The organism is Microbacterium sp. CFH 31415 (assembly GCF_022538185.1).
GTDB lineage: Bacteria > Actinomycetota > Actinomycetes > Actinomycetales > Microbacteriaceae > Microbacterium.
In genome coordinates, this window is sequence record NZ_JAKYXC010000002.1 from 492636 (window position 1) to 515965 (window position 23330).

Annotated in this window: 22 protein-coding genes; 6 read left to right on the top strand and 16 right to left on the bottom strand. The window is 70.1% G+C overall.

The window, feature by feature from the left end:
• Positions 1-41 precede the first annotated feature (41 nt).
• Together MK786_RS03260 and MK786_RS03265 are read right to left on the bottom strand one after the other, a co-directional pair.
• Positions 42-2357 (bottom strand): 5'-nucleotidase C-terminal domain-containing protein, encoded by a 2316-nt coding sequence (locus MK786_RS03260; protein ID WP_241110794.1) that lies wholly within the window; start codon positions 2355-2357, stop codon positions 42-44.
• A gap of 130 nt (positions 2358-2487) precedes the next feature.
• Positions 2488-2952, bottom strand: a complete 465-nt coding sequence (locus tag MK786_RS03265) for a MarR family winged helix-turn-helix transcriptional regulator (RefSeq protein WP_241110795.1) — start codon at positions 2950-2952, stop codon at positions 2488-2490.
• Positions 2953-2993: 41 nt separating this feature from the next.
• Here MK786_RS03265 and MK786_RS03270 point away from each other — a divergent pair, with 41 nt between their 5' ends.
• Positions 2994-3245, top strand: a complete 252-nt coding sequence (locus MK786_RS03270) for a hypothetical protein (protein ID WP_191766306.1) — start codon at positions 2994-2996, stop codon at positions 3243-3245.
• 33 nt (positions 3246-3278) lie between these two features.
• Here MK786_RS03270 and uvrB read toward each other — a convergent pair whose 3' ends face one another.
• The 3 genes from uvrB to coaE are packed head-to-tail and all read right to left on the bottom strand — an operon-like array spanning position 3279 to position 6714.
• The gene (uvrB, locus tag MK786_RS03275) at positions 3279-5360 is read right to left on the bottom strand and encodes an excinuclease ABC subunit UvrB (protein WP_241110796.1); all 2082 of its coding nucleotides are present in this window, start codon (positions 5358-5360) and stop codon (positions 3279-3281) included.
• 60 nt (positions 5361-5420) lie between these two features.
• Complete coding sequence (locus MK786_RS03280; RefSeq protein ID WP_241110797.1) at positions 5421-6026, bottom strand: hypothetical protein; 606 nt, start codon at positions 6024-6026, stop codon at positions 5421-5423.
• Between the two features lie 55 nt (positions 6027-6081).
• Positions 6082-6714 carry a dephospho-CoA kinase gene (gene coaE, locus MK786_RS03285; protein WP_241110798.1) on the bottom strand — a complete coding sequence of 211 codons (633 nt, stop codon included), beginning with the start codon at positions 6712-6714 and terminating at the stop codon, positions 6082-6084.
• A 306-nt stretch (positions 6715-7020) separates the two neighbouring features.
• On the opposite strand from coaE, the gene MK786_RS03290 reads away from it, so the two are divergent.
• Positions 7021-7866: a response regulator transcription factor gene (locus tag MK786_RS03290; protein WP_241110799.1), complete on the top strand. Its 846-nt coding sequence runs from the start codon at positions 7021-7023 to the stop codon at positions 7864-7866.
• Positions 7867-7927: 61 nt separating this feature from the next.
• Here the strand turns inward: MK786_RS03290 and MK786_RS03295 are convergent, their stop codons facing one another.
• The 7 genes from MK786_RS03295 to MK786_RS03325 form a co-directional block, all read right to left on the bottom strand.
• On the bottom strand, positions 7928-9094 hold the full coding sequence (locus MK786_RS03295) for a hypothetical protein (protein ID WP_241110800.1): 1167 nt from the start codon (positions 9092-9094) through the stop codon (positions 7928-7930).
• Complete coding sequence (locus MK786_RS03300; RefSeq protein WP_241110801.1) at positions 9091-10785, bottom strand: cell wall metabolism sensor histidine kinase WalK; 1695 nt, start codon at positions 10783-10785, stop codon at positions 9091-9093. Before MK786_RS03300 ends, MK786_RS03295 begins: the two co-directional genes overlap by 4 nt.
• Positions 10786-10899: 114 nt before the next feature.
• A complete protein-coding gene (locus tag MK786_RS03305) occupies positions 10900-11433 on the bottom strand; it encodes a GIY-YIG nuclease family protein (protein WP_241110951.1) in 534 nt (177 codons plus the stop codon).
• A gap of 124 nt (positions 11434-11557) precedes the next feature.
• Positions 11558-13006, bottom strand: a complete 1449-nt coding sequence (rpsA, locus tag MK786_RS03310; RefSeq protein ID WP_241110802.1) for a 30S ribosomal protein S1 — start codon at positions 13004-13006, stop codon at positions 11558-11560.
• Between the two features lie 253 nt (positions 13007-13259).
• Positions 13260-13841, bottom strand: coding sequence for a TetR/AcrR family transcriptional regulator (locus tag MK786_RS03315; RefSeq protein ID WP_241110803.1), 582 nt, complete (start codon positions 13839-13841; stop codon positions 13260-13262).
• 164 nt (positions 13842-14005) lie between these two features.
• On the bottom strand, positions 14006-14746 hold the full coding sequence (locus tag MK786_RS03320) for a glucose 1-dehydrogenase (protein WP_241110804.1): 741 nt from the start codon (positions 14744-14746) through the stop codon (positions 14006-14008).
• Between the two features lie 128 nt (positions 14747-14874).
• Positions 14875-15924, bottom strand: coding sequence for a zinc-dependent alcohol dehydrogenase family protein (locus tag MK786_RS03325; RefSeq protein ID WP_241110805.1), 1050 nt, complete (start codon positions 15922-15924; stop codon positions 14875-14877).
• A 53-nt stretch (positions 15925-15977) separates the two neighbouring features.
• Between MK786_RS03325 and MK786_RS03330 the strand changes: the two genes are divergently transcribed.
• Positions 15978-16187 (top strand): DUF1653 domain-containing protein, encoded by a 210-nt coding sequence (locus MK786_RS03330; RefSeq protein ID WP_241110806.1) that lies wholly within the window; start codon positions 15978-15980, stop codon positions 16185-16187.
• Between the two features lie 35 nt (positions 16188-16222).
• Here the strand turns inward: MK786_RS03330 and MK786_RS03335 are convergent, their stop codons facing one another.
• The gene (locus tag MK786_RS03335) at positions 16223-16867 is read right to left on the bottom strand and encodes an SDR family oxidoreductase (protein WP_241110807.1); all 645 of its coding nucleotides are present in this window, start codon (positions 16865-16867) and stop codon (positions 16223-16225) included.
• Positions 16868-16931: 64 nt separating this feature from the next.
• On the bottom strand, positions 16932-18392 hold the full coding sequence (locus MK786_RS03340) for an APC family permease (protein ID WP_241110808.1): 1461 nt from the start codon (positions 18390-18392) through the stop codon (positions 16932-16934).
• 98 nt (positions 18393-18490) lie between these two features.
• Between MK786_RS03340 and MK786_RS03345 the strand changes: the two genes are divergently transcribed.
• Positions 18491-19516, top strand: coding sequence for a beta-lactamase family protein (locus MK786_RS03345; protein WP_241110809.1), 1026 nt, complete (start codon positions 18491-18493; stop codon positions 19514-19516).
• A gap of 6 nt (positions 19517-19522) precedes the next feature.
• Here the strand turns inward: MK786_RS03345 and MK786_RS03350 are convergent, their stop codons facing one another.
• Positions 19523-20617: an FAD-dependent oxidoreductase gene (locus tag MK786_RS03350; protein ID WP_241110810.1), complete on the bottom strand. Its 1095-nt coding sequence runs from the start codon at positions 20615-20617 to the stop codon at positions 19523-19525.
• A 134-nt stretch (positions 20618-20751) separates the two neighbouring features.
• Between MK786_RS03350 and MK786_RS03355 the strand changes: the two genes are divergently transcribed.
• Positions 20752-22359, top strand: a complete 1608-nt coding sequence (locus MK786_RS03355; protein ID WP_241110811.1) for a sodium-dependent transporter — start codon at positions 20752-20754, stop codon at positions 22357-22359.
• Positions 22359-22526, top strand: a complete 168-nt coding sequence (locus tag MK786_RS03360) for a methionine/alanine import family NSS transporter small subunit (RefSeq protein WP_241110952.1) — start codon at positions 22359-22361, stop codon at positions 22524-22526. The genes MK786_RS03355 and MK786_RS03360 overlap by 1 nt, the downstream gene beginning before the upstream one ends.
• A gap of 4 nt (positions 22527-22530) precedes the next feature.
• On the opposite strand, the gene MK786_RS03365 is transcribed toward MK786_RS03360, so the two are convergent.
• Positions 22531-23307 (bottom strand): isocitrate lyase/phosphoenolpyruvate mutase family protein, encoded by a 777-nt coding sequence (locus tag MK786_RS03365; protein ID WP_241110812.1) that lies wholly within the window; start codon positions 23305-23307, stop codon positions 22531-22533.
• Between the last annotated feature and the right edge of the window lie 23 nt (positions 23308-23330).

Here is a 23330-nt window from a genome sequence, read left to right on the forward strand (position 1 = left end):
GCCTCCGACATCGGACTCGGAGACCCCGCCTTCACTGGCTACTACCAGACGAGCAGCGGAATCGTCGGGCTCTCGGACGGCTTCACGTTGTCGCTGCCGCTGTACGACACCGACAGCTTGTGCACGCCACGGCTGAGCGTGGGGAGCTTGACCTTGACACGACCGCCGTCGCCGGCGGTGAGCGTCGCAGTAGCGATCGCCGTCTTGCCGTCGTAGATCGTCACCTCGCCGGTCACCGCAGTGCGCTTCTCGGCCACGACGAGGGTCGTGAACTGCACAGCGGAGCCCTTCTTGGCGATGAGCTTGTTCGGCAGGCCGATGGTGGCGCTGTCGGCGCGCTCGAACACCGTGATCGGCACATCGATGCTCGTGCCGGTCGCCGTGCTGATGGTGAGCGGAACCTCGACAGGCGTGCCGAACGGCGCCTTCCCCGTGATGCCCTCGGGGACGGTGACCGATACGGTCGCGGAGCCGCTGCCCTCACCGTGCGTGCTCGGCAGTGCGAGAGTGACAGCACCCGAGCCCGCAGGCTTTCCGCCGATCGCCACGTCGACGGTCTCGACGCGTGGCTCGGTCGTGCTGAAGTCCAGCGAGGCCAGCGGAAGGTCGAACGTCGTGCCCACTTCGTGTCCGCGCTCACCTGCCGAAGGGAGCGTGACGCCGACCGAACGCTGCACGTAGTCCGGCGTCGCGGTCCCGATCTCGGCCATGTACGCGACCATCGACTCGAGGTCGACCTGTCCGGTGTCGCGCTTGGCCGCGCCCTGGCCGATGGCGGAGAAGTTGTCTCCGCCCGACGCGAGGAACGAGTTCGCCACGACTCGGTACGACGCCGCGGGGTCGATGTCCACCCCGTCGAGGGTCATGCGCACGATGCGCGACCCCGCCGGGGCCGCCGGGTCGTAGGCGTATTCGAAGCCCTTCGAGATTCCGAGCTTGAGGAACGGACGCGCCGCTCCGGCGGGCTGCCACTGCTGCTCGAGCGCCTGCCGGATCTGGTCTCCGGTCAGCGACAGTGTGACGAGCGTGTTCGCGAACGACTGGACCGTGGCCGCCTCGCGGTAGGTCAGGACGCCGTCCGGCGCGAAGGTCATGTCTGCCCGCAGGCCGCCCGGGTTCATGAACGCGATCTGCGTGGCCGGATCGGTGCGCTTGGCCGACCAGAGCTGCGCGTCGGCGACGAAGTTGCCCAGGGTGGACTCGCCACCGCGGTTCTCGGCGCCGCCGGCCAGCTTGGCACGGTTGAAGTCGGCGGTGATGCTGCCGAGCTTGACCGAGCCGGGCCCGTCAGCCGCCTTGACGGCGTCGTCGACCAGGAGCTTGATCGGGTCGTCAGCCGGAACGGTGTAGCGAGGAACCGTCGGCGTGGCCGGGTTGTTGTCGTGATCCCAGTACATGTCGACGACGGTGTTCGTCATCGACAGCACCTCGCCGGAGTCCGGGTCGACCTGGATCTCCATGTTGCTGAACTTCTCGCCGTACTGGCCCGACGAGATGACCGGGCGGAGGCCGGTGTCGCCTCCGTAGGGCACCTGGTGGTTGTACGCGAGGTGCGTGTGCCCGGACACGATCGCGTTGACCTTGGGCGTCACGCCGTTGACGATCGCCCCGAATGGCGATGCGGGGTCCGTCGCGGCGGCGTACGAGGTGCCGCCTGCGCCTTCGTGGATGAGGAGGATCAGCACGTCGGCCTCACCGTTGGCGTCATCGCCGTCGGTCAGCTCGTCTGCGACCGCGTTGACACTGTCGACGATGTCGCGCACCTCGACGTCCTGGATGCCGGCGGGAGCGACGAGCGACGGAAGCTCCTCCGTCACGGCACCGATGAAGCCGACGTTGATCCCGTCCATCTCCTTGACCCACGATTCCGCGAGGCCGGGGAGACCGGTCGACTTCTCGTACACGTTGGCGGCGATGTACTCCCAGTCGGCGAGATCCTGCACGCGACCCTTGAGATCGTCCCAGCCCTTGTCGAATTCGTGGTTGCCCGCCGCGCTCACCTCGAGCCCGGCCTCGTTGAGGGTCTCGATCGTGGGAACGTCGTTCTGGATGAACGAGGTGAAGGTCGAGGCGCCGATCAGGTCGCCGGCAGCGGCGAACACGGTGTTGGGATTGGACGCGCGCACTTGGTTCACGGCCTGCGCGAGCGCGGCGACTCCGCCTGCGGGGGCCACCTGCTCGATTCGTCCGTGGAAGTCGTTCACGGTCACGAGGTTGATCGAGACCGGGTCGGCGGCCTGGGCGGCGGGAGCGGCGACGAGGACGCCCGCTCCGAGGGCGACGACGCCGAGGGCGGCGGTTGCGGCGAGACGACGGCGCCGCGGGACGGAACGGTCTTGGTGGGACCTTGTGCGCATGGGTGGCTTCCTCTGTGCTGGATCGGAACAACGGTGTTTCCGGCATCCGGTACGCAGGTTCACCGCGGTCGGGACGCCGCTCCTGAGCCTAAGTTCCGATCGGCCGGACGACCAGAGGGGCGAGAAGATTTCACCCACCCGTGATCTGGCGGTTCCGCGAGCCCGAGAACGGCGCGAGGGCGTCACGCAGCGACAGCAGGGACGCGGCATCCGTTCCCACCTTCTCCATGACCTTGGCGGGCACCTCCAGCGCGCGTTCGCGCAACGCGATCCCCTCAGCGGTCAGCCGGACGTCGAGCACCCGCTCGTCGCCGCCGCGCCGCGCCCTCGACACCATGCCCTGCGACTCGAGACGCTTCACCAGCGGCGAGAGGGTCGCCGGCTCGAGCGCGAGTTCGTCCGCGAGGTCGCGCAGCGACCGCGGTGACCGCTCCCACAGCGCCAGCATCACGAGGTACTGCGGATGCGTGAGCCCCAGCGGCTCGAGGATCGGCCGATAGATCGCCACCACATTGCGCGCCGCCGTCACCAGAGCGAAGCACACCTGGTTGTCGAGCTTGAGCAGCTCGTCGGCGCTCCACGCAGTCTCGCTCACGGCCGGATCCTCCACGGTCTGATCGTTAGTACACTAATCATATGAGCGATACGGATGCCTCGGCCGAACGACGTCCGCTGCGGGACCGCGTGCGCGAGGCAGGCGGCTGGTACTCCTTCCTCAACACGAGGCTGATCCGGCTGGCGGGTCCGGCTGCCGTCGGTCCGTACGAGACCGCTCCCCCGCCGTCCGCCGCCGAGCGCGCCGAGCGGGCGTGCCCGCTGTGCGGCGCGCCGATCACGCAGCACACCTTCGACCGCAGCGGACCCAAGCCGCTCATGCACTGCCCCTGACGGCGGTGACGCGACCGCCGTGGCTGCCGCCGGCTACGCGTGCCCTGCGCGCTCCATCGCCCGGAGTTCCTTCTTCAGGTCTTGCACCTCGTCGCGCAGCCGCGCGGCGAGCTCGAACTTGAGCTCACCCGCCGCCGCCAGCATCTGACCGCTGAGGTCGGCGATGGTCGCCTCGAGCTGCTCGGCTCCCTCGGCCGCGATGCCCTCGCGCCGCAGCTGAGGCGTCGGGGCCTTGCCCTTGCCCGACTTGAGCTTCGCTGACGTCTTGCGCGACAGCATCGCATCGGTGTCGGATGCCTCGCGCGCGAGCGCATCGGTGATGTCGGCGATCCGCTTGCGCAGCGGCTGCGGATCGATGCCGTTCGCGGTGTTGTACGCGATCTGCTTCTCGCGCCGGCGATCGGTCTCTTCGATGGCGTTGCGCATCGAATCTGTCACCGTATCGGCGTACATGTGCACCTCGCCCGAGACGTTGCGCGCCGCACGGCCGATCGTCTGGATGAGCGACGTGCCGCTGCGCAGGAATCCCTCCTTGTCGGCGTCGAGGATCGACACCAGCGACACCTCGGGAAGATCGAGTCCCTCACGCAGGAGGTTGATGCCCACGAGCACGTCGTACACGCCCGCCCGAAGCTCGCTGAGCAGCTCGACCCGGCGCAGCGTGTCGACGTCGGAGTGCAGATAGCGCACGCGGACGCCGTGCTCGCCGAGGAAGTCGGTGAGCTCTTCAGCCATCTTCTTGGTCAGCGTCGTGACCAGGACGCGCTCGTCGCGCGATGCCCGCAGCCGGATCTCTTCGAGCAGATCGTCGATCTGCCCCTTCGACGGCTTGACCACGATGTGAGGGTCGACGAGGCCGGTCGGGCGGATGATCTGCTCGACGACACCGTCGGCGATCCCCATCTCGTAGCGGCCGGGTGTGGCGGAGAGGTACACCGTCTGGCCGACGCGCTCCTTGAACTCGTCGAACCGCAGCGGCCGGTTGTCCAGCGCGCTGGGAAGCCGGAACCCGTGCTCGACGAGCGTGCGCTTGCGCGAGGCATCCCCCTCGTACATCGCCCCGATCTGCGGCACCGTCACGTGCGACTCGTCGATCACCATGAGGAAGTCGTCGGGAAAGAAGTCGAGCAGCGTGTGCGGCGGCTCGCCCGGCATGCGCCCGTCGAGGTGCCGCGAGTAGTTCTCGATTCCCGAGCAGAACCCGAGCTGCTGCAGCATCTCGAGGTCGAACGTGGTGCGCATGCGCAGGCGCTGGGCTTCGAGCAGCTTGTTCTGAGACTCGAGCTCCTTCAGACGCTGCTCGAGCTCGTGCTCGATCGTCCCGATCGCACGCTGCACCGTCTCGGTGCCCGCCGCGTAGTGGGTCGCCGGAAAGATCGGCACCGCGTCGAGGCGCTGGATGACGTCGCCCGTGAGCGGGTGCAGCATGTAGATCGCCTCGATCTCATCGCCGAACAGCTCGATGCGCACGGCGAACTCCTCGTAGACCGGGATGATCTCGATCGTGTCGCCGCGGACCCGGAAGTTGCCGCGCGAGAAGTCGACGTCGTTGCGGTTGTACTGCATCGCGATGAACTTGCGGATGAGCGCGTCGCGGTCATAGCGCTCACCCACCTGCAGCGCCACCATCGCCCGCAGATACTCCTCGGGCGAGCCGAGTCCGTAGATGCACGACACGGTGCTGACCACGACCACGTCGCGGCGGCTCAGCAGCGAGTTCGTCGTCGAGTGCCGCAGACGCTCGACCTCGGCGTTGATCGACGAGTCCTTCTCGATGAAGGTGTCTGTCTGCGGGACGTAGGCCTCGGGCTGGTAGTAGTCGTAGTAGCTGACGAAGTACTCGACCGCGTTGTTCGGCATGAGCTCGCGGAACTCGTTGGCCAGCTGCGCGGCCAGCGTCTTGTTGTGCGCGAGCACGAGTGTGGGGCGCTGCACCTGCTCGATCAGCCAGGCTGTCGTCGCGGACTTGCCGGTGCCGGTCGCGCCGAGCAGCACGACGTCGGTCTCGCCGGCGTTGATGCGGGCGGCGAGGTCGGCGATCGCCTGCGGCTGGTCGCCGGACGGCTCATACTCGCTGATGACCTCGAAGGGGCGCACGGAACGTGTGGCTTGCACCGTTCAAGCGTAGGCGGCCCCTCCGACACCCGGGCCGGCGTTCGCGCCGGGCGGACCGACTCAGAACCCTCCGCCTCCGTCGCCGCCGCCGAAGCCCCCGCCGTCGAACCCTCCCCCGAATCCCCCGCCGTCGAACCCCCCGCCGCCGTGATCGCCCGAGAAGCCCCCGCCGTCGAGGGCCGACGCCGCTCCTGGGTCGTATGTGTCGCCGACCCACGCCGGCTCCGATGCGATCGCCAGCGATCCCGCCCCCGACGAGAAGTAGGTCACCACGACGGCCGACAGCAGGAAGTTCTGCGAGACGACCGCCGCCACGCCACTGCTCGTCAGCAGCGCGCGCGGATCGACGTCGTCGCGGGCGTCGCGTTCTGCGACGGACCCCGCGTCCTGAGTGCGCTGGGCGCGGCGCTCCTCCGCGCGGCGGAACAGCCTCGCGAGCACCGTCGGGTCGTCGGTCGCGGCATCCCGCTCCGCATCCGACAGGAAGGGGCGCAGCTGCTCGAACATCGCGCGCCGTTGGTCGGCGGGAACATCACGGAACGCGGCCGCGTGGGCTTTCTCGATGACGGACGCCGGCAGCGTGTTGAGCAGGTAGACGTACCTGCCCATCCGCTCCTCGTCGGTCAGCGCCGCGTAGCGCCGCTTGCGCCGGAATCTCGAGAGCATGCCCATGAGCCACCTCCGCGTGTGGTGTCAGGGTACGCCGCCCTCGCCGTCGGCCCTAACCCGGCGATCGCGCGGCCGCGCGCGCAGCGAGCCGCGCGGGCAGCGTCGCCCACAGCTCGTCCACCTGGCGGACGGTGTCGTCGAGTGAGCCGGTGGTGTCGATCACCGCGTCGGCGATCGCCAGGCGCGCCGCGTCGGGCACCTGCGCGGCGATGCGGGCGGCGGCGTCGGCCTCGCTCATGCCGCGCAGCTCGACGAGCCGCTGCCGCCGGACTCCGTCCGGGGCGTCGGCGACCACGATGAGCTCCCACGGGTCGTCGACCCTCGCCTCGACCAGCAGCGGAACGTCGTAGACGACGACCGCCGACGGATCGGCGTCCCGCGCCTCGGCGAAACGGCGCGCGGACTCGGCGCGCACCGCGGGATGCACGATCGCGTTCAACCGCGTCACGGCCGCGCTGTCGCCGAACACCCTGCCGGCGAGCGCCGCCCGATCCAGCGCGCCGTCGGGCTGGAGCATCCCTTCACCGAACTCCTCCGCGATCGCCTCGAGCACCGGCGAACCCGGCTGCTGGACGTCGCGGACGATCTGATCGGCGTCCACGACGACGGCACCGAGTTCAGCGAGACGTCGCGCGATGGTGGACTTCCCCGACGCGATACCGCCGGTGAGGGCAATGAGGGGCATGCAACGAGGATGCCATGTGCGCGTGAACCTTGGGCGCTCCTGAGGTCGCACTGAGGGTGGCCTGAGCGCATGCGAGTAGCGTCGGGGCAACCCGAAAGAAGACCGGCTTCGTGGGGGTCTCTGGGGAGGTTGGGACGTGGCCTACCGACGCAGCATTGCGACGCAGGCTCGATGCCCAGCCACCCACCTGTCCGTCTCCGGAACGAGACGGAGCGACGGGGCCGGGACTCGGTGCGGTGGGGTGGCGATCGTGGGGGCGATCGCCACCCCCATCCGGGCTGCGCGGGCGAGAACACGGTGCAGATCATGACCGCCCACGCGCCGCGCCTGTTCCAGCACGCGTTCTGGGATATCCTGACCGACGTCCGCGAGACGGCGCTCGTCTCGCTGACGCCGGAGGATGAATCGGTGGAAGATCAGCGCGTGGCCGTCGTCATCGAGGACGAGGAGGACATCCGCTCGCTCTTGTCCGCGGTGCTCGCACAGGCCGGTTTCGAGGTGCACGGAGCCGGCAACGGCCAGGACGGGCTCGAGCTCGTCGTCGAGCACCAGCCCCTCGTGACCACTCTCGACGTGAACATGCCGGGAATGGACGGCTTCGAGACCGCGAAGAGAATCCGCTCGATCAGCACGACGTACATCGTGATGCTCAGCGCCCGCACCGAGGAGATCGACGCCCTCCAGGGCCTCGAGGCCGGTGCTGACGACTACGTCGCGAAGCCGTTCCGCCCTCGCGAGCTGCGAGCCCGCATCGACGCGATGCTGCGGCGGCCGAGGCACCATGTCGCCGCTGCCACGCCTGCGGTCGAGGCATCCGACAACTCCCGGGCCTGGCTCGAGCACCAGGGACTCCGGCTCAACCCCGATATGCGCATCGTCATGGTCGACGGCGACGACCTCGAGCTCACGCGCAGCGAGTTCGACATCCTGGCCGACCTCCTCGCCGCCGGACGGCGGGTGCGCGGCAAGTCCGACCTCGCGCTCATGCTGCGCGGCGAGCAGTTCACCGGCGTCGAGTTCGTCAGCGACAGCGACGCCCGGGCGATCGAGGTGCACGTGGCCAACCTGCGGCGCAAGCTGGGCGAGTCGCCGACGAACCCGCGGTGGATCGAGACCGTGCGGGGCGTCGGCTACCGCCTGACCGCATCGTGAGCTGACCTGTCCGTGACGCCGAGTCCACCACGCCGAGCGCCGTGACCCGGAGCGGACGCCGCTAGTCGGCCTGTCCGACGAGTACCGACGACTCGACACTGGCGGCCGCCCGGCTCGCCGCCTCGCGGGCGACACGGAGGAGCGCGTGCGCGTCGTGACCGGTGACGTCGCTCAGCGCGACGCCGACGCCGACGACGGGGATCACTCCCCCGCCGACCTTGCCGAGGTCGTCGAACAGGCCGCGGTAGATCGCGCCGGCTTGACGACGCGCGTCGAGGTCGGTGTCGACGAGCACGCCGACCACGAGTCCTGTCGCACCGTCTTCGCCGACGAGCGCGTTCGAGGGAGCATGGCGGCGCACGCCGGTGCGCCAGGTCTGGGTGACGGCCAGCGCGACTTCGCTTCCGAACGCCGTCGAGATCTGGTCGAGGTCGTCGACCCGCACGGCGATCACGCCGACGAGCTCCGAGCGCGCGGCGGCCCGCTCGCACAGGCCGACCAGCGCGGCGTCGAACAGATCGCGCGACAGGATGCCGCCCTGCGCCGAGACGAGCATGCCCGGGCGCAGATGGCCGCGCATCGGTGCACGGGTCGCGCGGAGGACCGACGTCACGACCACCGCGACGATCGTGAGCACGATGGTGAGGAAGCTCGTCGGGACCGTGCCGAAGGCGCTCTCGAAGAGCGCGCTGTCGGGACCGGCGGCGAGGAACGCAGTGGTGCGCGAGACGTAGTAGAGCGACTGGAGGCCGAGCACGATCGCCAGCACCCATGCGGTGCGCGACTCGAGCAGCGCGCCGCGCACGCACTCGGTCGCTCCCGCGCCGGCGAAGAGCAGCAAGGCCACGAACATCCACACGGCGCCCGCCCAGTCACCGCCGTCGGGGCCCTGGATCACCACCGTCGCGCCCGCCCCGACGACCCCGACGGCGACGAGCCATGACGACCACGTCATGCGCCGCCCGTTGAAGCGGCGGCATCCGAGCCACATGCAGCCGGTGCCGGCGACGAAGGCGGCGTTGCCGACGGCGATCGCCCACCACCCGCCCACGCCCTGCGCCCACACCGTGTAGGCGAGGGTCGTGAGCATCGCCGCGAGGAAGCCGAGCGCCCAGATGCGGCCGGCCCCCTCGTCCCGGCGCAGCAGGGTCTCGACGATGAAGAGGATGCCGCTCACATTGACGACGAGCGCCGTCATGATCACGACGCTGGCCAGTTGCAGGGTCATTGCGGGGTTCCTTCCGGAGCCGTGGCGGGAAGCTTGACGATGAACGTCGAGCCGACGCCGGGCGAGCTGTGCAGCCCGAGCTCGCCGCCGTGGGCACGCACGATGTCGCGGGTGATGGCGAGGCCCAGCCCCGTCCCGCTTCGGCGCTCGGCGCCGGCCTTGTAGAAGCGCTGGAACAGCCGCGCGCGGTCGGCCTCGGTGATGCCGACCCCGGTGTCGCGCACCAGGATCCAGGTCGACGTGCCGTCGGTGGTCGTGCCGAGGAACACCGTCCCGCCGTCCTTGTTGTAGGCGATCGCGTTCGAGACCAGGTTGTCCACGACCTGGCGCAGGCGCATCGGGTCGGCCCACGCGCGGGCCGGCTCGAGGCCCGAGGCGTCGATCGTGATGGCGCGCCCCGCCGCTCGCGGTGTCAGGGCCTCTCCGGCGGCGCGCACGGTGTCGCGCACGTCCAGCAGCTGTGCGGAGAGGGATGCCTCGACCGACGCCGGCGACGAGCTCGACGCTGCCAGGATGTCGGCCACGATGCGCAGGAGGCGCTCGGCGTTGCGCTCGGCGATGTCGAGGTTGGACCGCACGTGGTCGGGCAGGCCGGGCTCTTCGATCGCGAGGTCGAGGTATCCGAGGATCGAGGTGAGCGGCGTGCGCAGCTCGTGCGACACCGAGGCCACAAGTTCGTCGCGGGCCCTCAGCGCTTCGAGCTCGGACGTGACGTCGCGCGAGATGACGACGGCACCGGTGTCCTCCCCGCTCGGGTCGATCAAGCGCCGCGCGCTGATGCTCAGCGCCTGGCGCGGCCCGGGCTCCTCGCCGAACCACACCACCTGGCCGTCGAAAGCCTCGCCCCGCAGTGCGCGCTCGACCGGCAGCTCGTCGGCGGGAAGCCGCGTCTCGCCGTCGTCGCGGAACACCGGCGTCACGGCCGCCGCGTCGCCCTGGATCGTCTGCTGCAGGCGCGAGTTCGCTTCGTTGGTCACGGCGATCCTGCCGTCCGAGTCGATGCGGATCACGCCGAAGTCGACGGCGTCGAGCACTTCCGTGACGACCTGCTCCTGCCGGCGCGACTGCTCCAGCACGCGGCGCAGCAGCTGCGACTGCTTCGCGAGAAGCGTGCGCTGGGCGTCGGACCGCCGCGCGGTCAGGTGGCTGGTAGCGGCTACGGCGACCAGCACGAGCGGGAGCAGCAGCGAGGTGAAGGTGAGCTCGCGGGTCGTGAGCGCCGTCAGCACGCCGATGATGGCGGCCACAGCTACGATCACCGCGAACAGCCCGAGCATGCCGAAGCCCGCCGCCAGCCACATCGTCGGGAAGATCCAGAGCAGCCCCATGGCGGTGTCGGGTGCGGCGAGCACCATGAAGGTGATCGCGACGATGTCGATGGCGGGGACGACGGCGACCCACCCGAACCTCAGGCGGTTCCAGGGCACGACGAGCGTCGCACCGGTCACCACGAACACGACCACGACGCCCAGGAAGAACAGCGCGAGATCGACGTGCGGCGGCGGCGTGAAGGCGACGAGCACGGCGAGGACGAACACCACCGAGGACAGCAGCAGCTGGTTCAGCGTCGCGGCGCGGTCCGTCGTACGGTCGGAGAAATCCGCGCGCAGCCATGCCGCCCGCGCTCTCCCGACGTGGGCCGCCGGCGGATGCGACGCGCGATGAGCTCCGTCACCTGTCGCGGCGTCCATACGGTGAAACTAACGGATGCCGCGCCCCGGCGTGAGCGGGGCTCGCGACGCAGGCGCGAACCGACGCCCGCGATCTCCTCGTCGAGCCCCGCCGGCGAGGCCCGCCGCGCCGCCTCAGCCCACGCGGGCCGCCGCTTCGCTCAGCCAGCGCGCGTGCAGTGCCCACGGGTCGTCGACGCCGGCGGCGAGCTCGGCGATGTGCGCCTCGAGGGCGGACGACCGACGGAACCACTCGGTGCGCGGATAGCGGTCGACCGCGAACTGATCGTGACGCCGGCGTTCCACGGTGCGATCGCCTCGCTCGAACGCGAGCAGCTCGTCGTGCCAGATGGCCGTCAACCGCTGCCTGGGGCTCGCCGACGTGCCGATCTTGATGCGGTCGTCATATCGGACGTAGTAGACGACGTCGACGCGGGGCGGAGGCAGCTCGTGGTCGACGATCTCGCCGTGCCGCCACTCGCACACCGCGCACAGCCAGCCCGACGGGTAGCGCACCCCCAGCCGAGAGCCGCACAGCGCACACGGCGAGGGAAGGACGTCGGTGACGCCGTGGCGACGCTGCTCCCACTCGGAGGCGACGGAGAGATGCCATTCGCAGAGCGGCACCGGGGCATCGCCCGGCACAGGGCCGCGGCATCCGCTCATCATGAGGCAACTGCGGGGCACGACCGCGAGTGTACGGGCGACCGCCGACATCTCCCAGGCACAGCGAAAGGGCCGGAACCCGAAGGTCCCGGCCCTTTCGAACCAGACGGTTCAGCTGCTGATCAGATCAGCGGCCCGACAGCTTCTCGCGCAGTGCGGCGAGAGCCTCGTCGTCGGCGAGCGTGCCGCCCGACGTGCTCTCCGAGGAGAAGCTCGACGAGCCGGTGTCGGCGGGGGCGTTTGCCTCGGCCTCGAGCGCCTTCGCGACGGCGGCCTTGTGCGCCTCCCAGCGACCCTGGGCAGCGGCGTACTCCTGCTCCCACTTCTCGCGCTGAGCGTCGAAGCCATCGAGCCAGACGCCGTTGACGGAGTCGAAGCCCTCGGGGTACTTGTACTCGCCGTTCTCGTCGTACTCGGTGAGCATGCCGTAGAGGGCCGGGTCGAACTCGGTGCCGTTGGGGTCGACCGACTCGTTCGCCTGCTTCAGCGAGAGCGAGATGCGGCGACGCTCGAGGTCGATGTCGATGATCTTGACGAAGACCTCTTCGCCGACCGACACGACCTGCTCGGCGAGCTCGACGTGCTTGCCCGACAGCTCCGAGATGTGCACGAGGCCCTCGATGCCGTCGGCGACGCGGACGAACGCACCGAACGGAACGAGCTTGGTGACCTTGCCCGGCGCGACCTGGCCGATGGCGTGGGTGCGGGCGAAGACCTGCCACGGATCCTCCTGGGTCGCCTTGAGCGAGAGCGACACGCGCTCGCGGTCCAGGTCGACCTCGAGGATCTCGACGGTGACCTCCTGGCCGACCTCGACGACCTCGGAGGCGTGCTCGATGTGCTTCCACGACAGCTCGGAGACGTGCACGAGGCCGTCCACGCCGCCCAGGTCGACGAACGCACCGAAGTTGACGATCGACGAGACGACGCCCTTGCGGACCTGGCCCTTGTGCAGGTTGTTGAGGAACGTGGTGCGCGACTCGGACTGCGTCTGCTCGAGGAGCGCGCGGCGCGAGAGCACGACGTTGTTGCGGTTCTTGTCGAGCTCGAGGATCTTCGCCTCGATCTCCTGGCCGAGGTACGGCGTGAGGTCGCGGACGCGACGCAGCTCGATGAGCGAAGCCGGGAGGAAGCCACGGAGGCCGATGTCGACGATGAGGCCACCCTTGACGACCTCGATCACGGAGCCGGTGACGACACCGTCGTTCTCCTTGATCTTCTCGACGTCGCCCCACGCACGCTCGTACTGCGCGCGCTTCTTCGACAGGATGAGGCGGCCTTCCTTGTCCTCCTTCTGGAGAACCAGTGCCTCGACGGCGTCGCCGACCTTGACGACCTCGTTGGGGTCGACGTCGTGCTTGATCGAGAGCTCGCGCGAGGGGATGACGCCCTCGGTCTTGAAGCCGACGTCGAGGAGGACCTCGTCGCGGTCGACCTTCACGACGGTGCCTTCGATGAGGTCGCCGTCGTTGAAGGACTTGATGGTCAGTTCGACCGCGGCCAGGAAGTCCTCAGCAGATCCGATGTCGTTGATGGCGACCTGCTTGGTGGCCGGGGCGGTCGTTGCGATAGTCATGTAGTGGGTTGTCCTTGTTGGGTTGGGGGTGTCGGGCCTGGGCTCGATTCGCGGCTCCCGATCGCATGATGACGAGCGGATGCCTCGGGCCGAGGCGAAGCGGATTGTGTTGGTGCGATGTCACATCGGAGCCGGCGCGAGGCCGACACCGGGGCGTGGCGATATAGCCACAAGAGTGACAGTCCAGGGTATCAGAACGCGGGCGCCCGCTGCGATGTTCCCGTCACGGGCGTCGCGGGCCGGATTCGCGCCGTCAGTGAAGCGGCCACCACGGCGGCATGAGCGCGAGGATGCGCCCGCTCGCCGCCCGGACGTCGTCGTCGCCGTCGCGTGCCCACACCTCGACGACCCCCACGAGGGCGCCCGCGATGAACGCCGCCGCCTCCTCACGGGCGCGCGCGCCCTGGGGAACGCTCGTCGTCCCGTGCTCGTCGAACGCGATCAGCGCCGTCGCGGCGCGGGAGCGCAGCCGCTCCTCGAGCGCCGCACGGAACGCGCCGCGCGAGGACGACGCGAACATCGCGCGGAAGACCGGGCGCTCGTCCGCGACGTGGGAGAGCAGAGCACGCAGGGCATCGAGGTACTCCCCCGCGATGCCGCGCGAGGACTCCGACGAGGCGTCCACCGCGCTGAGCTGGTCGAGGTCGCGCGTGAACCAGGCGACCGCGAAGGCGTCCACGCTGTCGGCGTGCCCGTAGAAGGTCGTGCGGTGCACGCCCGCCTCGCGGCAGAGCCGCGCGACGCTCACTTCTTCGAGCGGCACGGACTCGAGCAGCCGGACCAGCGCGGCGCCGAGCGCCTCGCGCGTCCTCGCTTGCCGAGGGTCCTCACCCATGACACTCCGATCGAGAGGAGGGGGGGGGGGCGGGGGGGGGGGCCCCCGGGGGGGGAATGGGGCGGGGGGGGGGGGGGGCGGCCGGGGGGGTGCGGTGGGACCTCACCCATCCCCCACCGTCCGCGTGGCGGGGTGGCCTCGGCTCGAGGCATCCGCTCTTCTCATCATGACTCGTAGTGGGCCAGTCCGGCCGTCTCACCGCCGTCGGCGATGAACTCCGCGCCGGTCGAGAAGCTCGACTCGTCGCTCGCCAGGAAGAGGATGAGCTGCGACAGCTCGATGGGCTCTCCGACCCGGTGCAGCGCCACGTGGTTCTGCGGGGTCTCGAGGCTGTCGGTCATCGGGGTGCGGATCACGCCGGGGTGGACGGAGTTGACCCGGATGTTGTAGCGCCCGAGGTCGAGCGCGGCGTTCTTCGTCAGTCCGCGAACGCCGAACTTGGCGGCGTTGTAGCCGGGAAGCGCCTCGTAGCCCTGGATGCCTGCGGTGGACGAGATGTTGATGATCGAGCCCTTGCCGCTCTTCTTCAGCGGCTCGATCGCGGCCTTGATGCCGTAGAAGACTCCGGTGAGGTTGATGGCGATGATGGTGTCCCACTGATCGAGGGTGTACTCCTCGATGGGGCCGAAGTTGGCGATGCCGGCGTTGTTGACGAGCACGTCGAGTCGACCGAACTCCTTCAGCGCGACCTCGACGGCGTTCTGCCAGTCGTCGTAGCGGGTGACGTCGAGGTGGACGTAGCGCACCGCGTCGCCGAGCTCAGCGGCCAGCGCCTCCCCTTCGGCGTCGAGCAGGTCGCCGATGACGACCTTCGCACCCTCATCGACGAGCAGGCGGGCGTGAGACGCCCCCATGCCTCGTGCTCCACCGCTGATCAGAGCGACCTTTCCTGCAACGCGTGCCATGGCGGCACCCTCCTCTGTATCGAGACCCGGGCTCGTGACCCGGTGGCGCCGGCAGGTGTCGTCGACGCCCAGCACTATTCTACATCTGTCGAATAGCGGTGGGGCCGTATCCGTGAAGCCGGCGCGGATCAGGGGCGCAGCATCACCTTGATCGCGCGACGCTCATCCATCGCCGCATAGGCCTCGGCCGCCTCGGTCAGGGGGAGCACCAGGTCGAACACTCGGCCAGGCTGGATCTTGCCGGACCGCACGTCGGGCAGCAGCTCCTCGATGTAGCCGCGCACCGGGGCGACGCCGCCGTTGACGCCCACGTTGCGGCCGAACATCTGGCGGATCGGCAGCTCGGGTCCGCCGTTCGGCGCACCGACGTAGCCGACCCTGCCGCCGGGTCGCGCCGAGCGCAGCGCCTGGTCCATCGACTCCTTGGTGCCGACGCACTCGAGCACGCGGTCGGCGCCGATCCCGCCGGTGAGCTCGCGCACCGCCGCGACGCCCTCGTCGCCGCGCTCTTCGACGATGTGGGTCGCGCCGAACTCACGCGCGAGCCCCTGGCGCTCGGGGTGCCGCGACATCGCGATGATCGTGGAGGCGCCGAGGCGCGTGGCCGCGATGATCGCGCACAGCCCAACCGCGCCGTCCCCGACGACCGCGACCGAGTCGCCGGGACCGACGCCTGCCGAGACGGCCGCGTGGTGCCCGGTGCCCATGACGTCGCTGAGCGTGAGCAGACCCGCGACCTCGTCGTCGGCCACCGGACCCGGCACGACCGCGAGCGTGCCGTCGGCGAGCGGAACCCGCACGTACTCGCCCTGGCCGCCGTCGGCGAACCCGCCGAAACGGTCGTCGCTCCCCCACCAGCCGCCGGCGAGGCATGACGTGCTCACGCCGTTGAGGCAGTTGGCGCACGTGCCGTCGCACACGTAGAACGGTGCGATCACGAAGTCGCCGGGCGTCACCCTGCGCACGTCGACGCCGACGGCCTCGACGATGCCGACGAACTCGTGTCCGATGCGGTGAGGCTCGTCGGTGGGCGTCACGCCTCGGTACGGCCAGAGGTCCGAGCCGCACACGCACGCGGCGACGACGCGGACGATGGCGTCGGCTCCGGTGGAGAGCACGGGATCGGGGACGTCCTCGACGCGGATGTCACGGGCAGTATGGATGACGGTGGCGCGCATGCGACGACTCTATGACGGGCCGCTCGCCACCGAGGCCGCTCTACGCTGAGGGAATGCCGATCGAGCCGGGGACCTACCGCCACTTCAGGGGCGCCGAGTACGAGGTGATCGGGGTCGCCCGGCACAGCGAGACCGAGGAGGAGCACGTCGTCTATCGTGCGCTCTACGGCGAGCGCGGACTCTGGGTGCGCCCCGCGTCGATGTGGGAGGAGCAGGTCGAGCACGACGGCCACCGCGGCCCCCGCTTCACCCGGAGCGGCTGAACTTCCGGCCGGTCGCGCCCCGCTGTTCGTCCGTCTCAGCCGCGGAGAGCGTCGGCGATGGGCTGATCGCCGTTCCCGAAGCGGATGCTGCGCCCCGCGGTCGCCGGATCGTCCACGACCGCGGCCACGACGGCCGCGACGTCCGCCCTGCTCACCTCACCACGCCCGGTGGGGTCGACCTGGATGCGTCCGGTGGGCGGATCGAGCGTCAGCGTGCCCGGCCCGAGGATCGTCCAGTCGAGCTCCGAGGCCTGCAGATGCGCATCGGCGGCCCACTTGGCGTCGGCGTACGGGAAGAAGGAGCTCTCGGGCGAGACGCCGTGGTCGGAGCGCGAGCCGATCCACGACACCATGATGTAGCGGCGCACGCCGGCGGCGGCCGCAGCATCCATCGATCTGATGGCGGCATCGCGGTCCACGGCGTACGTGCGATCCGGGTCGCCGCCGCCGGCCCCGGCCGACCAGACGACGACGTCGTTGCCGGAGACGAGGTTCGTGAGCTGATCGAGGTCGAACCTCTCGACGTCGGCGATGAGCGGCACAGCGCCGGCCGCGGCCACCTCCGCCTCGTGCGCGGGGTTGCGGATCACGGCGGTGACCGTATGGCCGCGCTCGGCCAGCAGGGGCTCGAGCAGCAGCGCGACCTTGCCGTGGCCGCCGAAGATCAGGACGCGGGCCATGGGCCCTCCTCTCGTCGGGTCTCCCCCACGCTACGCCGCGACGTCACCCACCGGGCGGAACCACTCAGGATCCATCGCGCGCCGGACCCTCCGCCGCGCCGCCGGCTGCGGCATCCGCTCCCTGCGATTCCTGCGCAAGCAGGCTGTGACGGCGCCCCCACAGCAGATAGAACGCGAGCACTGCGAGGACCCACACGGCGAACCAGACGTAGGTCGACCAGCCAAGCCCCACGATGAGGTACAGGCACGCGGCGATCGCGAGAATCGGCGTAACCGGGTACCCCGGCACACGGAACGCTCGGGGGAGGTCGGGACGCGTCCGGCGCAGCACGATCACGCCCAGCGACACGACGATGAATGCGACCAGGGTGCCCATCGAGACCAGGTCCCACAGACTCGACAGCGGGATGAGGCCGGCCAGCAGCGACACCGCGATCGCCACAACGACCGTCGAGAACACCGGTGTGTGGGTGCGCGGGTCGACTCGCGCGAACGCCGACGGAAGCAGGCCGTCGCGGCCGATCGCGTACAGGATGCGGGTCTGTCCGAACAGCGTGACGAGCGTGACGGAGAAGATCGACACCACGGCACCCGCAGCGAGCAGCGTCGCCGGCCACGACGCACCGAGCACATCGCCCAGGATGACCGCGAGCCCGGCGCTCTGCTGCTCGGGGTCCGAGAAGTCCTGCGCCGGTTGGGCGCCGACCGCCGCGATCGCGACGAAGAGGTAGACCGCGACGACGACGGCGAGCGCGATCATGATGGCGCGCGGAAGCGAGCGCTGGGGATCGCGCACCTCGTCGCCCGCGGTCGAGACGGCGTCGAGGCCGATGAAGGTGAAGAAGATGGTCCCTGCCGCAGCGGTGACGCCCGCAGCGCCGTGCGGGGCGAAGTCGGCGAAGTGATCGGCGTTGAAGGCGGTGACGGCGATCGCCGCGAACATCAGCAGCACCCCGATCTTGATGAGCACCATGACCGTGTTCACCGCCGCCGACTCGCGCGTGCCCCGGATGAGCAGCAGTGCGCACAGGCCGACCAGCACGACCGCCGGAAGGTTGACGATTCCGCCCTCGAGCGGACCGACGGTCAGGGCGACCGGAATGCTCCACCCGAACAGGTCGCCCACCAGCCGGTCGAGGTAGCCGCTCCAGCCCGACGCCACGGCGGCCGTCGAGACCCCGTACTCGAGCGTGACGCAGGCCGCGACCGCCATCGCCACGATCTCGCCGAGGGTGGCGTACGCGTACGAGTAGGTCGAACCCGACACCGGCACCGCCGACGCCATCTCGGCGTAGCAGACCGCCGCCAGTCCCGCCGCGATCGCGGCGACGACGAAGGCCAGGACGACCGCCGGGCCGGCCAGCGGAACCGCCTCGTGCATCACGAAGAACACGCCGGTCCCGATCGTGGCGCCCACGCCGAGCATCGCGAGTTGAAACGTGCCGAGGCCGCGGGTCAGGCCACCGGGAGAGGCGACCGGGGCCGTCACCGGCTTGCGTCTGAACAGCTCGCGCGCGGCGCTCATGCGACGACCTTTCCGGGGCGCAGATAGGGCGGTGGTCAGGAAACCGTCCCCACGCTACTCGCCTGGTGCGCCGCGCACCCAGGCCGTAGCGTGGCAGGATGCCGCAGCCCGAGCTCGACGCCGTCGCCACCGTCCTCGACCAGCGCGCTCGCGCGGACGCGATGAACGGCGTCGTGTCGATCGACGTCGACGGCACGCCTGTCTTCGCGCAGGCGTACGGACTGGCCGACCGCGCGCACGTCGTGCCGAACACCGTCGACACGCGCTTCGGTACGGCGAGCGCGAGCAAGGCGTTCACCGCGCTCGCCGTGATGGCGCTGGTCGAGGACGGCGCGCTGCAGCTCGACACGCCGGTGCGCAGCATTCTGGGTCGCGATCTTCGCACGATCGACGACGGCGTCACCGTCGAGCACCTCCTCTCGCACACGTCAGGGATCGGCGACTACCTCGACGAGGAGGCCGACTGGGAAGTCGACGACTACGTGCTCACGGTCCCCGTCCACGAGCTCGCGCAGACCGAGGCGTTCGTGCGCGCCGTGGACGGCCAGCCGCAGAAGTCCGCACCCGGCGAGCGCTTCGCCTACAACAACGGCGGTTACATCGTGCTGGCGATCGTCGCGGAGCGGGTGTCCGCGCTGGGGTTCCACGAGCTCGTCGGCGAGCGCGTGCTCGCGCCGGCCGGCATGGAGCGCAGCGGCTACCTCCGGCTCGACGAGCTGCCCGGCGACGCCGCGATCGGGTACGTGTACGAGGAACCCGACTCGTTGCGCTCGAACGTGCTGCATCTGCCGGTCCGCGGGAACGGCGACGGCGGCGCCTTCACCACGGCCCCCGACCTCAGCCGGTTCTGGCGCGCGCTCGCCGACGGCGCAGTGCTGTCCGCGTCATCGGTCGCCGAGCTCTGGCGGCCGCGCCATACCGACGAGTCCGAAGGGCTGCGCTACGGCCTCGGCTTCTGGCGCGACCTCGAGGGGCCGGGAATCGTGCTCGAGGGGTACGACGCGGGCGTGTCGATCCGGTCGCGCTTCGATCCCGAGACACGCACCACGGTGACCATCGTGGCGAACAGCTCCGAAGGCGCATGGGGCGTCATCAAGGCGTACTCCGACGCTCTCTCGGGCTGAACCCGGTTACGCCGCTGCGGCGGTGCGCTCCCCGACGATCGCGCGCACGGCGTCGCGCCCGGCGCGGTTCGCCCCGACCGTGGACTGCGACGGCCCGTACCCGATGAGGAACACCCGCGGCTCATCGATGGAGCGCCCATCGGCGACGCGGATGCCACCCTCCGGCGTGCGCAGGCGCAAGGGCGCGAGGTGATCGACCGCCGCGCGGAAGCCCGTCGCCCAAAGGATGACGTCGGCGGCCACGAACGTGCCGTCTGGCATCCTGACACCGCCCTCCTCCAGGGACGTGAACATCGGATGCCGCACCAGCACGCCTCGCGCATCGGCGGCGCGTGCCCACGGCGTCCAGTGCATGCCCGTCACCGAGATGACGCTCCCGGGCGGTAAGCCGCGTCGCACGCGGTCCTCCACCCCCGCGATCGCGGCCACCCGGGCCGGGATGTCGAAGTCCTCCTCGACCCACTCGGGTTCCCGGCGCGTGACCCAGAACGTCTCGGCGACGTGCGAGATCTCGTCGAGCAGCTGCACCGCCGAGACGCCCGCCCCCACGATCACGACCCTCTTGCCGGCGAACTCCTCGCGCGACACGTAGTCCGCCACGTGCAGCTGACGGCCGAGGAAGCGTTCCTGGCCGGGATAATGCGGCCAGAACGGGCGGGACCACGTGCCGGTGGCGTTGATCACGTAGCGCGCAGTCCAGGCACCGTGATCCGTCTCGACGAGCAGGCGCCCGTCCGGGTCGTCGTCCTGTCGCCGCACCGCGCGCACCGCGACCGGCCGCTGCACGTCCAGGGCGTACCGCTCCTCGTACTCGGCGAAGTACGCGGGGAGGATGTCGCGGCTGGAGGCCGCGGGATCCGCCGGCGGGACGGGGAAGCCGGGCAGCTCGTGGATGCCGTTCACCGTCGCCATGCGCAGTGAAGCCCAGCGATGCTGCCACGCACCGCCCGGCTGCGCATCGGCGTCGAGCACCACGAACGTCTCGTCGCCGCGCTGTGCCCGCCCGACCGTCTCGAACCCGCGACGACGCAGGTGGTAGGCGGCCGAGAGCCCCGCCTGGCCGGCGCCGATCACGGCGACGTCGACGGCTGCGGGCTCCATACTCGGCACCAACAGCGCGCGGCGCCGTCGGATTCCCTGTCCCAGTCCGCCTGCGTGCGCGCCGCCCTTTCCGCCTTCCCACCCCACTGGTAGCGTCCGGAAGCGGAGATGCCATCGACGAAGGAGACGATGACGTGACGAATGTCCGCGACGATGCAGGAGCCCGCGCCGAGGCAGCGCGGCCACGCGAGCAGTGGACCGGCCAAGTCGGCTTCATCCTCGCGGCGATCGGCTCCGCTGTGGGGCTGGGCAACATCTGGCGGTTCCCCGGCGTCGCCTACGAGAACGGCGGAGGCGCATTCCTCATCCCCTACCTCGTGGCGCTGATCACGGCCGGCATCCCGATCCTCTTCCTCGATTACGCGATCGGGCACCGCTACCGCGGCGCCGCGCCGACGTCGTTCCGTCGGCTTGCCGGCAGGGGCAAGCGCGCAGTCGAGTCCCTCGGGTGGTTCCAGGTGTCGATCGCTTTCGTGATCGGGCTGTACTACACGGCCGTCATCGCGTGGGCGCTGAGCTACTTCATCTTCTCGTTCGACCTGCGGTGGGGTGACGACCCGGCCGGATTCCTCACGGGCGACTACCTGCAGGTCGGCGAGCCCGGCTTCAGCCTCGAGTTCGTCCCCGGGGTGCTGATCCCGCTGACCCTCGTGTGGATTGCCACCATCGCCGTGCTGTGGGCGGGCGTCGCCAAGGGACTCCAGCGGGTGAACGTGATCTTCCTCCCGCTCCTCGTCGTCGCCTTCCTCATCCTCGTCGTGCGGGCGCTCTTCCTCGACGGCGCCGTCGAGGGTCTGAACGCCCTGTTCACGCCGAACTGGGAGGCGCTGGCGAACCCCAACGTGTGGATCGCGGCCTACAGCCAGATCTTCTTCTCGCTGTCCATCGCCTTCGGCATCATGATCACCTACGCCTCGTATCGGCGCCGGCGGTCGAACCTCACGGGCCCCGGTCTCGTCGTCGCGTTCGCGAACTCGTCGTTCGAGATCCTCGCCGGCATCGGAGTCTTCGCTACCCTCGGGTTCTTCGCGTTCGAGCAGGGCGTCGCGGTATCGGAGCTCGAGGGGCTCACGGGCGTCGGGCTGAGCTTCATCACCTTCCCCGCCATCGTGTCCCAGATGCCCGGCGGCCCGATCTTCGGAGTCCTCTTCTTCGGCTCTCTGGTGATGGCCGGCTTCACGTCACTGATCTCCGTGATCCAGGTGGTGTCGGCGGCGGTCCAGGAGAAGTTCGGCATCACCCGACGCACCGCGGCGGTCAGCGTGGGAGCGATCTCGGCCGTGCTGTCGATCCTGCTCTTCTCGACGACGACCGGGCTGCTCGCCCTCGACGTCGCCGACCAGTGGGCCAACAACGTCGGCATCGTCGCCTCCGCGGTGCTCATGACGATCGTCGTGATCTGGGTGCTCCGCCGCGGACCCGAGCTGCGCTTCCACCTCAACGCCGTCTCGACGTTCAAGGTCGGCCGCATCTGGGTGCTGCTCGTGGGTGTTCTCGCACCGATCGTGCTCGGCTACATGCTGATCCAGCGAATCGTCACGCTCGTGATCGAAGGATACGGAGGGATGCCGCCCTGGTACCTGCTGGTCGTCGGGTGGGGCACCATCGCATTCATCGTCATCGCCGCGATCGTGATGGCGCTCATCCCCTGGCGGTCGTCCCCCGACGCGTTCACCGCCTGGCCGCCGTACTCGTCGCCACCGCGGACCCCGGCGGAGGCATCCGCGAAGGAGGTGTCGTGATGACAGGAGTCGCCGTCACGTTCCTGATCCTGTCGGTCATCCTCGTCTGGGGCGGACTCGTCGCCAGCGCGCTGTACCTGCGGTCTCGGCCCGACCCCGCGGAGTACCCGCCGGGCGCGGTGGACGACCACCGCGAGGATGTCGCGCCCATCGAGCACGACACCTGACGCGTCAGTTCAGCGCGCGGGTGCTCGCCGGGATGACCCCGTCCGCGTAGAGGTCTGCGGCGACGTCCTGCAGCGCCGTCAGAGCGACGCGCTGCGGGGCCGGGCCGAAGGAGATGCGCGCGACGCCGAGCTCCTCGTACTCGTGTGCGGTGAGCGCGCCGGGCAGGCCGATCACGCTGACCTTGCGCTCGCCGATGCCTTCGACGAGCCGGCGCGTGACGTCGGCGTCGAGGATGCCGGGCACGAACACGAGGTCGGCGCCGGCGGCCAGGTACGCGCGGCCGCGCTCGATCGCGTCGGCGATGGAGTCGTCGAGCGGCCGTCCACCCGCGCGCACGAACGCGTCGGTGCGGGCGTTGAGCACGAACGGGACGCCCTCCGCCTCGCCCGCGGCGACGATCGCCTCGACCGCGGCGACCGAGTCCGCGAGCGGCTGGAGCCGATCCTCGACGTTCGCGCCGACGATGCCCTTGCCGATCGCACGGCGCACCGTCTCGCCCGGGTTGCCGTGACCGGCGTCCAGGTCGGCTGTCACCGGCAGGTCGCCGACCGCCTCGACGATGCGGCCGACCATCTCGAGCATGAGGTCGAGCGGGATCTGGCCGTCGCCGTACCCATAGGAAGCGGCGATCGAGTGCCCCGCCGTCGCGATCGCCCGCGTCTCGGGCAGCGCCGCGATCGTCTTCGCGGACACCGCGTCCCACACGTTCACGAGCCGGAGGATCTCCGGGGCGGCGTGGAGACGGGCGAGGGACTGGGCTCTGTCGACCTGGGTGCTCATGCCCCCACGCTAACGGGATCGTG

What these genes read in the sequence shown, in the direction of transcription:
- MK786_RS03335 (WP_241110807.1), bottom strand. Translation starts at nt 16,867, where the DNA reads ATGGCCCGCGTCCTGATCTTCGGCGGCCACGGCAAGGTCGCGCTGCTG.
- MK786_RS03360 (WP_241110952.1), top strand. Translation starts at nt 22,359, where the DNA reads ATGACAGGAGTCGCCGTCACGTTCCTGATCCTGTCGGTCATCCTCGTC.
- MK786_RS03330 (WP_241110806.1), top strand. Translation starts at nt 15,978, where the DNA reads ATGCCGATCGAGCCGGGGACCTACCGCCACTTCAGGGGCGCCGAGTAC.
- coaE (WP_241110798.1), bottom strand. Translation starts at nt 6,714, where the DNA reads ATGCCCCTCATTGCCCTCACCGGCGGTATCGCGTCGGGGAAGTCCACC.
- MK786_RS03260 (WP_241110794.1), bottom strand. Translation starts at nt 2,357, where the DNA reads ATGCGCACAAGGTCCCACCAAGACCGTTCCGTCCCGCGGCGCCGTCGT.
- MK786_RS03300 (WP_241110801.1), bottom strand. Translation starts at nt 10,785, where the DNA reads ATGGACGCCGCGACAGGTGACGGAGCTCATCGCGCGTCGCATCCGCCG.
- MK786_RS03290 (WP_241110799.1), top strand. Translation starts at nt 7,021, where the DNA reads ATGACCGCCCACGCGCCGCGCCTGTTCCAGCACGCGTTCTGGGATATC.
- MK786_RS03340 (WP_241110808.1), bottom strand. Translation starts at nt 18,392, where the DNA reads ATGAGCGCCGCGCGCGAGCTGTTCAGACGCAAGCCGGTGACGGCCCCG.
- MK786_RS03270 (WP_191766306.1), top strand. Translation starts at nt 2,994, where the DNA reads ATGAGCGATACGGATGCCTCGGCCGAACGACGTCCGCTGCGGGACCGC.
- MK786_RS03345 (WP_241110809.1), top strand. Translation starts at nt 18,491, where the DNA reads ATGCCGCAGCCCGAGCTCGACGCCGTCGCCACCGTCCTCGACCAGCGC.
- MK786_RS03315 (WP_241110803.1), bottom strand. Translation starts at nt 13,841, where the DNA reads ATGGGTGAGGACCCTCGGCAAGCGAGGACGCGCGAGGCGCTCGGCGCC.
- MK786_RS03325 (WP_241110805.1), bottom strand. Translation starts at nt 15,924, where the DNA reads ATGCGCGCCACCGTCATCCATACTGCCCGTGACATCCGCGTCGAGGAC.
- MK786_RS03295 (WP_241110800.1), bottom strand. Translation starts at nt 9,094, where the DNA reads ATGACCCTGCAACTGGCCAGCGTCGTGATCATGACGGCGCTCGTCGTC.
- MK786_RS03305 (WP_241110951.1), bottom strand. Translation starts at nt 11,433, where the DNA reads ATGATGAGCGGATGCCGCGGCCCTGTGCCGGGCGATGCCCCGGTGCCG.
- MK786_RS03320 (WP_241110804.1), bottom strand. Translation starts at nt 14,746, where the DNA reads ATGGCACGCGTTGCAGGAAAGGTCGCTCTGATCAGCGGTGGAGCACGA.
- MK786_RS03350 (WP_241110810.1), bottom strand. Translation starts at nt 20,617, where the DNA reads ATGGAGCCCGCAGCCGTCGACGTCGCCGTGATCGGCGCCGGCCAGGCG.
- MK786_RS03365 (WP_241110812.1), bottom strand. Translation starts at nt 23,307, where the DNA reads ATGAGCACCCAGGTCGACAGAGCCCAGTCCCTCGCCCGTCTCCACGCC.
- rpsA (WP_241110802.1), bottom strand. Translation starts at nt 13,006, where the DNA reads ATGACTATCGCAACGACCGCCCCGGCCACCAAGCAGGTCGCCATCAAC.
- MK786_RS03280 (WP_241110797.1), bottom strand. Translation starts at nt 6,026, where the DNA reads ATGCTCTCGAGATTCCGGCGCAAGCGGCGCTACGCGGCGCTGACCGAC.